11 protein-coding genes and 1 pseudogene are annotated in these 13,153 nt (G+C 69.4%); 8 read left to right on the forward strand and 4 right to left on the reverse strand.

Going from position 1 to position 13,153, the window contains the following annotated elements; translation table 11 throughout:
• From BM436_RS38365 to BM436_RS30405, 6 genes are all read left to right on the forward strand, one after another.
• A partial coding sequence (locus BM436_RS38365; protein WP_259741448.1) for a condensation domain-containing protein occupies nt 1-1,348 on the forward strand: 1,348 nt, incomplete at its 5' end.
• Nucleotides 1,349-1,365: 17 nt separating this feature from the next.
• Nucleotides 1,366-3,072 (forward strand): amino acid adenylation domain-containing protein, encoded by a 1,707-nt coding sequence (locus tag BM436_RS38370; protein WP_259741449.1) that lies wholly within the window; start codon nt 1,366-1,368, stop codon nt 3,070-3,072.
• The gene (locus BM436_RS30390; protein WP_093559867.1) at nt 3,069-3,278 is read left to right on the forward strand and encodes an MbtH family protein; all 210 of its coding nucleotides are present in this window, start codon (nt 3,069-3,071) and stop codon (nt 3,276-3,278) included. Before BM436_RS38370 ends, BM436_RS30390 begins: the two co-directional genes overlap by 4 nt.
• Before the next feature lie 21 nt (nt 3,279-3,299).
• Entirely contained in the window at nt 3,300-4,535 is a 1,236-nt protein-coding gene (locus BM436_RS30395) for an HlyD family secretion protein (protein WP_093559869.1), read from the forward strand.
• Between the two features lies 1 nt (nt 4,536).
• Entirely contained in the window at nt 4,537-5,997 is a 1,461-nt protein-coding gene (locus tag BM436_RS30400; RefSeq protein WP_093559871.1) for an MFS transporter, read from the forward strand.
• Nucleotides 5,998-6,019: 22 nt separating this feature from the next.
• Nucleotides 6,020-6,757: a thioesterase II family protein gene (locus BM436_RS30405; protein ID WP_093559873.1), complete on the forward strand. Its 738-nt coding sequence runs from the start codon at nt 6,020-6,022 to the stop codon at nt 6,755-6,757.
• Nucleotides 6,758-6,797: 40 nt separating this feature from the next.
• Here the strand turns inward: BM436_RS30405 and BM436_RS30410 are convergent, their stop codons facing one another.
• The gene (locus BM436_RS30410) at nt 6,798-7,610 is read right to left on the reverse strand and encodes an SDR family NAD(P)-dependent oxidoreductase (protein ID WP_093559875.1); all 813 of its coding nucleotides are present in this window, start codon (nt 7,608-7,610) and stop codon (nt 6,798-6,800) included.
• Between the two features lie 106 nt (nt 7,611-7,716).
• Here BM436_RS30410 and BM436_RS30415 point away from each other — a divergent pair, with 106 nt between their 5' ends.
• On the forward strand, nt 7,717-8,664 hold the full coding sequence (locus tag BM436_RS30415) for a GlxA family transcriptional regulator (protein WP_093559877.1): 948 nt from the start codon (nt 7,717-7,719) through the stop codon (nt 8,662-8,664).
• 156 nt (nt 8,665-8,820) lie between these two features.
• A complete protein-coding gene (locus BM436_RS37330) occupies nt 8,821-10,263 on the forward strand; it encodes a hypothetical protein (RefSeq protein WP_177307644.1) in 1,443 nt (480 codons plus the stop codon).
• An 88-nt stretch (nt 10,264-10,351) separates the two neighbouring features.
• Here BM436_RS37330 and BM436_RS30425 read toward each other — a convergent pair whose 3' ends face one another.
• The 3 genes and pseudogenes from BM436_RS30425 to BM436_RS38130 form a co-directional block, all read right to left on the reverse strand.
• Complete coding sequence (locus tag BM436_RS30425; RefSeq protein ID WP_093559879.1) at nt 10,352-11,542, reverse strand: amino acid aminotransferase; 1,191 nt, start codon at nt 11,540-11,542, stop codon at nt 10,352-10,354.
• A 5-nt stretch (nt 11,543-11,547) separates the two neighbouring features.
• Complete coding sequence (gene hppD, locus BM436_RS30430; RefSeq protein ID WP_093559882.1) at nt 11,548-12,624, reverse strand: 4-hydroxyphenylpyruvate dioxygenase; 1,077 nt, start codon at nt 12,622-12,624, stop codon at nt 11,548-11,550.
• A 342-nt stretch (nt 12,625-12,966) separates the two neighbouring features.
• A pseudogene (locus tag BM436_RS38130) lies at nt 12,967-13,047 on the reverse strand (IS200/IS605 family transposase); the annotation flags it as partial.
• Between the last annotated feature and the right edge of the window lie 106 nt (nt 13,048-13,153).

Below are 13,153 nucleotides of genomic sequence, written 5' to 3' on the forward strand. Positions count from 1 at the left end.
CGACATGCTGATCCGCTGGTCCCTGCTGCGCCTGTCCCCCGGCGAGCACGTGCTGCTGCTGACCATGCACCACATCGTCTCCGACGGCTGGTCCATGGGCGTGCTGCTGCGCGAGCTCACCGCGCTGTACGCCGCCTTCGCGGCCGGGCGGCCCTCGCCGCTGGCGCCGCTGCCGCTGCAATACGCCGACTTCGCCCACTGGCAGCGCCAGTGGCTCACCGGCGACGTCCAGCGCCGCCAGCTCGACTACTGGACCGCGCAGCTGGCCGGCGCCCCCACGCTACTCGAACTGCCGACCGACCGTCCGCGCCCGCCCGTGCAACGCCACCGCGGCGCCACGCTGTCCTTCACGGTCGACGCGGCCACCACCGGCGCGCTGTATGAACTGGGCAGGCGGGCCCGCACCACGCTGTTCGTCACCCTCACCGCCGCCTTCCAGGCCCTGCTGCACCGTTACAGCGGCCAGCGCGACATCTGCATCGGCGCGCCGATCGCCAACCGCAACCGCGGCGAGATCGAGGACCTGATCGGCTTCTTCGTCAACACCCTGGTGCTGCGCGCCCGCGTCGACGGCGCCGCCCCCTTCGCCGACCTGCTGGCCCAGGCCCACGCCACCGCGCTGGACGCCTACGCCCACCAGGACCTGCCGCTGGACCAGCTGGTCGAGGCCCTGAAACCCGAGCGCCACCTGAGCCACGCGCCGCTGTTCCAAGTGGTCCTGGCGCTGCAGAACGCCCCCACCGGCGAGCGCGAACTGCCCGGCGTGCGCGTCGACACCGCCATCACCGACACCGGCAGCGCGCGTTTCGACCTGCTGCTCAACGTCACCGAGACCGCCGGCCGCCTCGACTGCGCCTTCGAGTACAACACCGACCTGTTCGACGCCGCCACCATCGAGCGCCTGCGCGGCCACTGGCTGCGCCTGTTGCAAGCCGTCGCCGCCGATCCTGACACGCCGGTCGGCCTGCTGCCGCTGCTGGACGACGGCGAGCGCCACCACCAGCTGGTGGAGTGGAACGACACCGCCGCGCCCTACCCCTCCAGCCACGACGTGCACCAGCTGTTCGAGGCCCAGGCCGCCCGCACGCCCGACGGCGCCGCGCTGGCCTGGGACGGCGGCACCGTCAGCTACGCCGAGCTGAACGCGCGCGCCAACCGCCTGGCGCGCCGCCTGCTGCGCCACAGCGCCGCGCCCGACACCCGCGTCGCCCTGTGCCTGGAGCGCGGCACGGACCTGATCGTCGCCCTGCTCGCCATCCTCAAGGCCGGCGCCGCCTACGTCCCGCTGGACCCGGCCTATCCCGCCGCCCGCCTGGCCCACATGCTGGCCGACGCCGCGCGGACCTGATCGTCGCCCTGCTCGCCATCCTCAAGGCCGGCGCCGCCTACGTCCCGCTGGACCCGGCCTATCCCGCCGCCCGCCTGGCCCACATGCTGGCCGACGCCGCGCCGGTCCTGCTGCTGACCGACTCGATCCTGCTGGCCCGGCTCCCATTGTCAGCCGCCCTTCCCGTTCTGTGCCTGGACGCCGACAACGCCGGCAACGACGCCGATGCCCACGCCTATCCCGCCACCCGCGCCCGCGTCAACGTGACTGCCAGCGCCCGCGCGTCCGCTGACGATGGCGCCATCCGCGCCCATGCCGACGCGCCGCCGCCCGCAAACGATGGCGTCGGCGACGACACCGCCCGGGAGCCGGCCGCGCTGGACGGCAATCTTGCCCATGCCTCCCACCCCGAGCGCCTGTGCTACGTGCTCTACACCTCCGGCTCCACCGGCCAGCCCAAGGGCGTGGCCATCAGCCACCGCAACGTGCTGCGCCTGGTGCATGGCGGCTACTGCGAGCTCGGGCCGGAGCGCCGCGTGCTGCAATTCGCCCCCGTCAGCTTCGACGCCTCCACCTTCGAGATATGGGGCGCCCTGCTCAACGGCGCCTGCCTGGTGCTCGCCCCCCCGGGCCCCTGCTCGGTCGCGGACCTCGGACTCACCATCACCGGCCAGCGCGTCGACACCGCCTGGTTCACCGCCGCCCTGTTCAACCAGATGGTGGAGCACCAGTTGCCAGCCCTGAGCGGCATGCGCCACATCCTGGCCGGCGGCGAGCCGCTGTCGCCGGCCCACGCGCAGGCCCTGCTGGCCGCCAACCCGTCCATCCTGCTAAGCAACGGCTACGGCCCCACCGAAACCACCACCTTCGCCTGCCACCACCCCGTGACGGCCGGCGACGACTTCAATCTGCCGCTGCCGCTCGGCCGCCCCATCGCCAACACCGCCATCCACATCCTGGACGCCTGGCTCAACCCCGTCCCGGCCGGCGTGGCCGGCGAGCTGCACATCGGCGGCCCCGGCGTGGGACGCGGCTACCTGAGCCGCCCCGCCATGACGGCCGAGAAGTTCATCCCCGACCCGTTCAGCGGCCAGCCCGGCGCCCGCATGTACAAGTCCGGCGACCTGGCCCGCCGGCGCGCCGACGGCACCATCGAATACCTCGGCCGCATCGACCAGCAAGTCAAGATCCGCGGCTTCCGCATCGAACCCGGCGAGATCGAGGCCGCGCTGGCCGCGCTGCCCGGCGTGCGCGAGGCCGCCGTGCTGGCCCGCGAGGACGTCCCCGGCGACAAGCGCCTGGTCGCCTACTTCGTGGCCGCCGAAGGCGCGGCCCTGGACCCGGCCGCCCTGCGCGCCGCCCTGGCCGCCGCGCTGCCCGACTACATGGTGCCGTCCCACTTCGTGCCGCTCGAACGCATGCCGCTCACCCCCAACGGCAAGACCGACCGCAAGGCCCTGCCCGCGCCGGACCTGTCCCGCATCAGCGACGACTACGCCGCGCCCCAAACGCCCGGGGAAGAGCGTTTCTGCGCAGTCTGGCAACAGGTGCTGGGACTGCCGCGGGTCGGCATCCACGACAACTTCTTCGCCATAGGCGGCCATTCGCTGCTGGCGGTGAAGCTGCTCGCGGCGCTCGCCGCCGGCCCGAACGGCGCCGCCTTGAGCATCAAGGACCTATACCTTCACCCCACCGTCGCCGAACTGGCGCGCCACGCAACAGCCGATACAAGGACACCGCAATGAGCCTCGACACCATCAACGAAGTACTGCACACCGTCGTCGTCAACCAGGAAGGCCAATACTCAATCTGGCCGGTCAGCAAAGAGCTGCCGCTGGGCTGGACCAGCACCGGCGCGCCGGGCACGCGCGAGGCCTGCCTGGCCCATATCGACCAGGTGTGGAGCGACATGCGGCCGCTGTCCCTGCGCACCGTGCCCAACGCGGCCTAGACCAACGACAAGGAAACACGCATGAAACAGATGGTGGCAAAGGTATTCGGCAAGCCCCGCCTGGCGCTGACGCTGCTCGGCTGCGCCGGCGCGGCGGCCGGCCTGGCCTGGTGGCAAACGCAGCACGCGGGCACCATCCGCACCGACAACGCCTTCGTGTTCGGCCACGTGACCCGGCTGGTCAGCCCCATCAACGGCGCCGTCGACGAACTCGCGCTGGCGCCCCATTCTGCCGCCGACCAGGGCGCGGTGGCCTTCGTGCTGAACAAGGCCGAATACGAGCTGGCCATCACCAACGCGTCCACCCAGCTGCGCACGGCGCTGCGCGAGGAGCTGCTCAAATGCTCGTCGCGCCAGGCCGCGCGCTATCGCACCGAGCAGGCCAACGCCGCGCTGGACCGCTCGCAAACCCTGCTGGAACAGGCCAACAACCTGGTGAGCAAGGCCTACCTGCCCAAGGATGCGCTGCTGGAGCGCCAGTCCAGTGAAAAACAGGCGCTGTTGAACCAGAAGCTGGCCCAGCTCGAAGGCGACAAGGCCGACTACCAGCTGGTCGCGCCGTTGGCCATGCGTTCGAACGTGGCCACCGCCATCCACGCCCTGAGCGCGGCCCTGGCCACCAAGCAGCGCTCCACGCTGCGGCTGGATTCGGACGCCTATATCTACGACGTCTTCGTCACGCGCGGCCAGACCATCTCGGAGGGCACGCTGCTGGCCACCATGGTGCCGGACGGTCCGGTCGAGGTGCAGGCCAACGTGCTCGAATCGCAGTACCGCCAGGTGCGCATCGGCCAAAGCGTCGACGTGCGTTTCGACGCCAGCCCCGGACAGAAAACCTACCGCGGCCGCGTCAGCGCCCTGGTGCCGGCGGTGGCCGCCGCCTTTTCGCCGGTCCCGCGCGCCAACACGGACTCGAACTGGATCAAGGTCAGCCAGCGCGTGCCCGTCATCATCGCGCTCGACGAGGCGCCGCCCGCCAGCGAACGGCCGCCCATGGGCTCCTCCGCCGAAGTCGTGATCCACGCGGGCGCCGCGGCACGCCCGCACGCGCCGGCGGCGCCCACGCTTCCCCCGCCGCGCCGCCGCCCCGACGAGCAACTGGCGCAGGAACTGGCCCAGCACATCCAGCGCGTCACCGCCGCCGAACAGCGGCTGGTGCCCGCGTCGCTGCCGCAGGACCCGGCCTGCCGCTCCGCGCTGGCCGCCGCGCAGCCGGCACAGCCCGCGCAACGCCTGGCGCACCAAGCCGGAAAGTGACATGGGCCGCTTCGCGCTGTTGTACGTCATCCTGTTCCTGCACGTGCTGGACAGCTCCATCGCCAACCTGTCGCTGGTGACGATCGCGCGCGACTTCCACATCGAACTGCACCAGGGGCAGTGGATCGTCACTTCCTTCGGCATCGGCACCGCCATCGCTGTGGCCATGGGCGCCGGCCTGTCCAGTTGGGCGGGGGAAAAGACCGTCTTCAGCTACGCGCTGCTGGCGTCGGCGCTGGCCGCGCTGGGCTGCGGCTACGCCGGCAGCTTCGCCGAGATGGTGTTCTTCCGCATCGCCCACGGCCTGGCCTCCGGCTGCATCATCGTACTGGGGCAGCGCCTGGTCCTGGACGCGGTCGGCCCGGCACGGCGCGCCTTCGGCCTGTCCATGTGGACCAGCGCCGTCTCCATCGCCCCCGTGGCCGGCCCGCTGGCCGCCGCCGCCATCCTCGAACATTTGTCGTGGCACTGGCTGTTCTGGATGAACGTGCCCGTCATCGCGCTGGCCATGCTGCTGCTGGGCGACGGCCTGCGCTTCACCGGCGCCGCCTGGTCGGCCCGTCCGCGGTTGGCGCCGTTCGCGCTGCTGGCCGTGGCCCTGGTGAGCCTGCAGGTGCTGACCGACGCCATCTTCGCCCCGGCCGGCGGCGCGGCGGCGCCATGGGCGGCCGTGGCGCTGGCGGCCAGCTGCGCCTTGCTGGCCCGGCGCGCGCCGCGCGGAGAACAGGGCCTGTTCCAATGGCGCCTGCTGGCCAACGCCAATTTCCGGCTGTACACCACCATCATCATCACCGTCAACGCGGTGCTGATGGCCACCATGGTGTGCTATCCCATGTGGCTGCAGACGGGCTACGGCCTGTCCGTCACCGACGTGGCCTGGGTCGTGGCGGCGGGCGGCCTGATCGCCGGGCTGCTGAGCCCCGTGCTGGCCAAGGTGAAGGTGCCCGGCCTGTATCCGCTGATGATCGCCGCCTCGCTGGCGGTGTTCGCGCTATCCTGCTGGCTGACGGTGGGTGTGTGGCCGCAATCGGGCATGGCGGACCTGATGCTGCCCCGCATCGTGCTCGGATTCGGCCTGGCGCTGTTCTCGCCGGCCACCTTCATGAGCCTGGCCGACCTGCCCGAGAAGGACAGTACGGCGGCCATCAGCCTGTCCATGTTCCTGCGTATGGCTTTCGCCAACCTGATCGTGGCGCTGGGCGTTCGCCTGTCGCAGCTGCTCGGCGGGCACGCCTCCGAATCGCTGCTGGCCCAGGGCTACGGCAGCGCCGACGGCGGCGTGGGCGCCGACGTGGCGGCCATGCTGGCGCAATTGCAGCTGTACGCCGACACCTCCGCCATGCACGACCTGTTCGCCGGCGCCTGCGTGGTCTTCCTGCTGCTGATGGGCCTCGCGTGGCACGCCATCCGCGCGCTGGCCGCCGCGCGCCGCGCCGCCGCCCCGGCGGCTTCCCCCATATAACAACGCTCCAAAGGACCGCATCATGCAACACACTCCCTGGCTGACAAGACTTTGCTCCGGCGCGCCGCGCATGCGGCTCTACTGCTTCCCCTACGCGGGCGGCGGCGCCGAGATCTACGCCGGCTGGCACGCAGCCCTGCCCGGCGTTGAAATCTGCGCGGTGCAGCTGCCGGGACGCGGCAGCCGCTTCGGCGAGACGCCGATCGACACGCTGTCCGAGCTGCTGGCCGAGCTGGCGCAACTCACCTCGCGGGACAGGTCGCTGCCGTTCGCCTTCTTCGGCCACAGCCTGGGCGCGCTGCTCGCGTTCGAACTGGCGCGCTACTGCAGGCGGCACTACCTGCCGCTGCCGCAATGCCTGATCGTCTCCGGCTGCGACGCGCCCAACCAGCGCAAGAGCGGCGGCGCCCTGCACACGCTGCCGGACGACGAGTTGATCGCGGCCCTGGGGCGCTACAACGGCACCCCGCCGCAGGTGCTGGCGAACGCGGAGCTGATGGCGCTGCTGCTGCCGGCCATCCGCGCCGACTTCGCGCTGGGCGAACGCTACGCCTACCGCCTGCAGCCGCCGCTGGCGCTGCCGCTGTCGGTCTACGCCGGCAAGGACGACACGCTGCTGTCGCCGGAGACGGTGAAAGGCTGGAGCGTGGAAACCAGCGAAACCTGCCGCACGCAGTGGTTCAACGGCGACCACTTCTTCCTGCACGCCCAACGCGACGCCGTGCTGGAGGCCTTGCGCGGCGACCTGGCGGCGCGTTGAACCCGCAAGTCACCGTCCACCTCTACCGCTGGCGCGGCGGTCAGCCCGGCATGGCCGCCGCCAGGCCGTAGCGCGCCGCGGGAGCCGTGTGCGACAGGTTCGGCCCCATCGCCAGGCGGGCCGCGTTCAGCCTCTCCCACTCCCCCGCGTCCGGCAGCGAAGGCAGGGTCACCACCTCGCCCATGTCCAGCCCCGCCAGCGCGGCGTCCACCAGGTTCTCGGGCGTCATGACGATGGCCTCCGGCAGGTAGGACACCGGCAGTCCGGCGCGGTCCCAGAACGGCGTGCCGGTGGCGCCCGGCAGCACGGCCTGCACGCGCACGCCCTTGTCGGCCAGCTCGTGGTGCATGGACTGGCTAAACGCCAGCACATAGGCTTTGGTGCCGCCATAGACGCCGTTCAGCATCTCCGGCGCCAGCGCCACGATGGAGGCGATGTTGACGATGGTGCCCTTGCCGCGCGCGGCCATGCCCGGCGCCGCCGCGCGCGCCAGTCGGGTCAGCGCCGTCACGTTGATGCCGATGAGGGCGTCCAGCGTGTCCGGATCGGAGTCCAGCAGCTTGGCCGACGCGCCCAGGCCGGCGTTGTTGACCAGCATGGAGACCGCCGCGTCGTCTTGCAGCAGGCGCTCCACGCGGCGCAGGTCCGCCGTCACCGTGAGGTCGGCCGCCACGGTGCGGACCTGGCGGCCGGTGGCCGCGTGCAGGCGGGTGGCCACCGCGTCCAGCTTGGCCGCGTCGCGCGCCACCAGTATCAGGTCGTAGCCGCGCCGCGCCAGGCGGTCGGCGTAGACGGCGCCTATGCCGGAGGAAGCGCCAGTGATCAATGCGGTGCCGAGGGTGGTCGTGGTCATGATGTGTTCCTTTCGGGTGGTTGATGTTGCCATTCTGCGCCGTATGGGAATGGCCCGTGCGACGCATATCCCTCGAATCGGGACATCATGCTAGACTTGGAACATTATGAAAAAATCGATCGCCTTCATTCTTTTCGACGGCTTCCAGCTGGTGGACATGGCCGCCGTCTCCGTGTTCGAGCTGGCCAACGCCCTGCCGGGCGGGCCGCACTACGACATCCGCGTGCTGTCCGAGCGCGGCGGCGCGGTGCGCAGTTCGGCCGGCGTGAACGTGGACAGCGCGCCCTTCGGCGAGCCCGCGTTCGACACCGTGATGGTGGCCGGTTCCATGGAACCCTCGTCCTCCAGCGCGGGCTTCATCGCCTTCCTGCGCGCCTGCAGCGCCGCCTCGCGCCGCACCGCCAGCATCTGCACCGGCGCCTTCCTGCTGGGCGAGGCGGGCCTGCTCACGGGCCGCAAGGTCACCACCCACTGGGCAGCCGCGCGGGAACTGCAGCGCCTTTATCCGAAGGCGCGCGTGGAGGAGGACCGCATCTTCATCAACGACGACCGGATTTGGAGTTCGGCCGGCATGACGGCCTGCGTCGACCTTGCGCTCGCGCTGGTGGAGCAGGATCTCGGCGTGGACAGCGCGCGCGCCATCGCGCGCAAGATGGTGGTGTACCACCGCCGCAGCGGCGGGCAGTCGCAGTTCTCGGCGCTGCTGGAACTGGAACCGAAATCGGACCGCATCCAGAATGTGCTCGGCTACGCCAAGCGCAACCTGGCCCGCGAACTGACCGTCGACGAGCTGGCGGACGTGGCGCACCTGAGCCGGCGCCAGTTCAGCCGCGCCTTCCGTCTCGAGACCGGGCAATCCCCCGCGAAGGCGATCGAAACGCTGCGGGTGGAGGCGGCCAAGATGATGCTGGAGGCAAGCGCCCACCCCGTGGAGATCGTGGCCAGGGAGACGGGATTCGTGGACCCGGAGCGGATGCGGCGCGCCTTCGTGCGCCTGCTCGGCCACCCGCCGCAGGCGGTGAAGCGCGCGGCGAAGGCGTCGCTGGCGGCCTAGAAGCGCGTCTGCAAAACGGCTGGCATTCCAAATGGAGAATCCTGGATCTTAAAAAGATGCTCGGCGGAGGGAACGATGCCGCGGTCCCCGGGTCGAACCTGAGCCGCACCCACATTTCCGCAAGGGTTGCGGCGCTTTATCCACAGGAGATACCAAATGGCAGAGACTGAACAGAAAGACCAAAAAGCGACGAAATCCGTCGACACCGCCCGTTCCGAACAGCAGGCCGGACAAGGGCGCAACCAGGAACAGGGAGGCGAGCGCAGCGAACAGAAGGCGGGCGCGCGAAACGAGCAACGGAACGAGCAACCGCAGGGGGAACGCAACGAGCAACGCACCGAACAGCGCCCGGGCGAACGGCAGGAACAGCCAACGGGCGAGCGCGCCGGGCAACAGCAGGACGAGCGCGAGGAACAGTGGATGGGCGACCGGGGCACCCAGCAGGCGGAGGACCGCGGCGGGCAACGTCAAGGCGAGCGCCAGGACCTGGAGCAAAGCGAGCGCTGGGACCAGGGCCGCTCCCAACAATGGGCCGATGAGGGCGTCCGGCAACAAGGTGGCCAGCGCTACAACCAGGAGGACGAGGCGGGCCAGTGGCGCGGCGGCATGGAACTGATCTCGCCCGAAGAGCAGGCGCAGCGCCTCTCCGGCGTCATGCACACCGCCGGCGAGGTCGGCGAGGACGCCGTGCAAACCACCCAGAGCGTGATGCGCGAGGCGCTGAACGTCACCGAGCGCATGGGCACGGACATGGTGGACGGCTCGACGCGCATCGCCAGCCAGGTGATGCGGGGCGCGCGTGAAGTGGGCTCCTCGATGCTGATCGACGCGATGGACGAGTCCATCTGCGCCATGAGCCAGGTCGGCAGCCGCGCCATGCACACCACCACCAACCTGATGCTGGACATGGTGAACAACATGAGCCAGATCATGGGGGCGGCGCTGAACATCACGCGCGCCGAGCGCAACCAGTTGCAGCGCGCAGGCCAGCAATGGCAGCAGCAATACCGCTCGCAGGAGCCACAGCGGCAGCAACAGCAGTACCAACCGCAGCAGGAACAGCAGTACCAACCGCAACACCATCAGCCGCAGCAGCAACAGCAGCAACAGCATCAGCCGCAGCAGCCGTACCAGTCGCAGCAGCGGCAGCAGTATCAGCCGCCGCGGCAACAGTTCCAGCCGCAGCAACAGTATCAGCCGCAGCGGCAACAGGGCCAGCCACAGCAGCAGTATCAGCCGCAGCGGCAACAGGGTCAGCCACAGCAGCAGTATCAACCACAGCAACAACAGTTCCAGCCGCAGCCGCAGCCGCAGCAGCAGTATCAGCCGCAGCAACAGCAGTTCCAGCCGCAGCAGCAACAATATCAACCGCAGCAGCAATACCAGCCGGAACAGCAACAGTATCGGCCGCAGCAACAGCCGCAGCAGTCGTACCAGCCGGGGGAACAACAGTATCAGCCGCAGCAAATGCAGCAGCCGGGCGGCGACGGTGAAGTCCGCGGCAACGAGCCGCCGGAACGGCGCCGTGGCGGTGAACAGGCCAAGGCGACGACGCAACAGCAGGCCAAAGGCGGCAAGCAAGCACCTCTGCACCACTGACGCGTGCTTGCCTTCGGTCCGTCACCGGGCCGGGTAGAACTGGCGGTCACCCGCAACCCGGGCTGGCCGCCGCGCCGCGCCGGTATCGCTAGCGCCGCCCCAGCACACGCGCCATCGCGTCGGCAGTCGGCGCGATGGTCCGCCGCGTCAGCGCGGCCAGGCACAGCCGGCCAGAACCCACCAGGTACACGGCGGACTCCTCGCGCAGGCGCTCCACCTCGGCCGGCGTCAGGCCGGTGAAGCTGAACATGCCGGTCTGCTTGACCAGGTAGCCGAAATCGCCGTCCGGGCGGCGTTCGCGCAGCGCCTCGTACAGGCCCGCGCGCATGTCCGCCACGCGGGTGCGCATGCCTTCCAGCTCGGCGCGCCATTCCGCGCGCAACGCCGCGTCGTCCAGCACGCGCGCGATGATGCGGGCGCCGTGCGTGGGCGGGCTGGAATAGTTGCGGCGGATGGTCGCCTTCAATTGGCCCAGCACGTTGCCGGCCTCCCGCGCGTCCGCGCACACCACGCTGAGCGAACCGCAGCGCTCGCCGTACAGCGAGAAGTTCTTGGAGAACGACGTGGCCGCGAACAGCGGAATGCCTTCGGCGGCGAAATGGCGGATGGCGAAGGCGTCCTCGTCCACGCCCTTGCCGAAGCCCTGGTAGGCCATGTCGAAGAACGGCAGCAGGCCGCGGCGCTTGACCAGCGCGGCCAGCTCCCGCCACTGCAGCTCGTCCAGGTCGGCGCCGGTGGGGTTGTGGCAGCAGGCGTGCAGCAGCACCACGTCGCCCGCCGGCAGCGCCTCCAGCGCGGCCAGCATGCCGGGGAAGTCCACGTGGCCGGTGGCAGCGTCGTAGTAGCGGTACTTTTGCACCGGCAGGCCGGCGCCGGCGAAGATGCTGTAGTGGTTGTCCCACGTGGGGTCGCTGACCCACACGCCCGCCTTCGGGAAGTAGCGGGCGATGAAATCGGCGCCCACCTTCAACGCGCCGGAGCCGCCCAGCGTCTGCGCGATGGCGACCCGGTCGGCCGGGACGGCGCCGCCGAAGGTCAGCTCGCGCACCGCGGCGCGATAGGCCGCGTTGCCCTCCATGGGCAGGTAGGGCCGCGTGCCCAGGTCGGCGGCCAGGGCCGACTCGGCGCGCAGCACCGCGCCCATGGCGGGCATCTTGCCCGCCTCGTTCAGGTAGACGCCGATGCTCAGGTTGATCTTGTGGGGGCGCGGGTCGGCGCCGAAGTTCTCGTTGAGCGTCAGGATGGGGTCGCCGGGATAGGCTTCAACATGTTTGAACATGGTCTTTATTCCGCTTTCAATACGCCGCGCTGGATCTGGTCGCGCTCGATGGATTCGAACAGCGCCTTGAAGTTGCCTTCGCCGAAGCCCTCGTCGCCCTTGCGCTGGATGAATTCGAAGAATACAGGACCCAGCGTGGTCTTGGAGAAGATTTGCAGCAGCAGGCGGCGGCCCTCGCCGCCGGTGGTGCCGTCCAGCAGGATGCCGCGCGCCTTCAGCTCGGCCACCGGCTCGCCGTGGTTCGGCAGGCGGCCCTCCAGCATGTCGTAGTAGGTGGCGGGCGGCGCGTCCATCAGCGGCACGCCGGCCTCCCTCAGTTGGTCCAGCGTGGCGATCAGGTCGGGCGTGAACAGCGCGATGTGCTGGATGCCCTCGCCGTTGAACTGCATCAGGAATTCCTCGATCTGGCCGGCGCCCCTGGACGATTCCTCGTTCAGCGGGATGCGGATCATGCCGTCCGGCGCGCTCATGGCTTTCGAGGTCAGGCCGGTGTACTCGCCCTTGATGTCGAAGTAGCGCAGTTCGCGGAAATTGAACAGCTTCTCGTAGAAGCCGGCCCAGTAGGCCATGCGGCCGCGGTAGACGTTGTGGGTCAGGTGGTCGATGGTGGTCAGGCCGGCGCCCACCGGGTTGCGGTCCACGCCCTCGATGTATTCGAAGTCGATGTCGTAGATCGATTTGCCTTCCTCGAAGCGGTCGATCAGGTACAGCGGCGCGCCGCCGATGCCCTTGATGGCCGGCAGGCGCAGCTCCATCGGCCCCACCGGCATCTCGACCGGCTGCGCGCCCAGCTCCAGCGCGCGGCGGTAGGCCTGCTGCGAGTTCTTGACGCGGAAAGCCATGCCGCAGGCCGACGGGCCGTGCTCGGCCGCGAAGTAGGCGGCGGCGCTACCCGGTTCGGCGTTGATGATGAAGTTGATGCCGCCCTGGCGGTACAGGGTGACGTTCTTGGAGCGGTGGCGCGCCACCTTGGTGAAGCCCATGGCCTCGAACACCGGCTCCAGCACGCCGGGCGTGGGCGAGGCGAATTCCACGAACTCAAACCCCATCAGGTCCATCGGATTCTCAAACAGATCAGACACTTCACTACTCCCGGCTAAGTGATTGGAAGTAGTTAGTGTATTGCAGCGATTCCGCAATATGGACGCGCCAGAGACGGATTTTTCGCGCTTTCATGCACGTTTTGTGCGAAATTTTACGACCTTCCGCACAAATAAGGAAGGTACACGGATCTGGCGGCTATTTAAGCCGGCCCCATTCCTTGTAAACCTGGTCATCGTTGCGTTTACCCATGACCAACACCTCAACCGTATCGCCCTTGATCGGTTGCGCGGCAAACCCCGCACTTCAGGGCGGGGTCAAGAGCGCGGATGGCGAATCCGTCCGGTTTAGTGCATCTAGTGAGGCGTCTGCTGCTGATCGATCTACTGGCGGATAACCGCAATGGGCCCGCCGCCGCAGCTACCGGCGAAGTAGGGGGGCGACCACAACGCACCGCCCCACACATCCAGCTAGAAAAAGCTTCTGCCACTACCGATGAGAATCGAAAAATCGGTTCCTTGCTATTGCGCCGCAGCGAGCGTTCGCGCGATGCGGCGCGATACAGCCCGC

The organism is Pseudoduganella namucuonensis, from assembly GCF_900116645.1.
Taxonomy (GTDB): Bacteria; Pseudomonadota; Gammaproteobacteria; order Burkholderiales; family Burkholderiaceae_D; genus Rugamonas; species Rugamonas namucuonensis.

Coding starts and splice junctions, on each gene's coding strand:
- BM436_RS30390 (WP_093559867.1), top strand. CDS start 3,069: ATGAGCCTCGACACCATCAACGAAGTACTGCACACCGTCGTCGTCAAC.
- BM436_RS30395 (WP_093559869.1), top strand. CDS start 3,300: ATGAAACAGATGGTGGCAAAGGTATTCGGCAAGCCCCGCCTGGCGCTG.
- BM436_RS30400 (WP_093559871.1), top strand. CDS start 4,537: ATGGGCCGCTTCGCGCTGTTGTACGTCATCCTGTTCCTGCACGTGCTG.
- BM436_RS30405 (WP_093559873.1), top strand. CDS start 6,020: ATGCAACACACTCCCTGGCTGACAAGACTTTGCTCCGGCGCGCCGCGC.
- BM436_RS30410 (WP_093559875.1), bottom strand. CDS start 7,610: ATGACCACGACCACCCTCGGCACCGCATTGATCACTGGCGCTTCCTCC.
- BM436_RS30415 (WP_093559877.1), top strand. CDS start 7,717: ATGAAAAAATCGATCGCCTTCATTCTTTTCGACGGCTTCCAGCTGGTG.
- BM436_RS37330 (WP_177307644.1), top strand. CDS start 8,821: ATGGCAGAGACTGAACAGAAAGACCAAAAAGCGACGAAATCCGTCGAC.
- BM436_RS30425 (WP_093559879.1), bottom strand. CDS start 11,542: ATGTTCAAACATGTTGAAGCCTATCCCGGCGACCCCATCCTGACGCTC.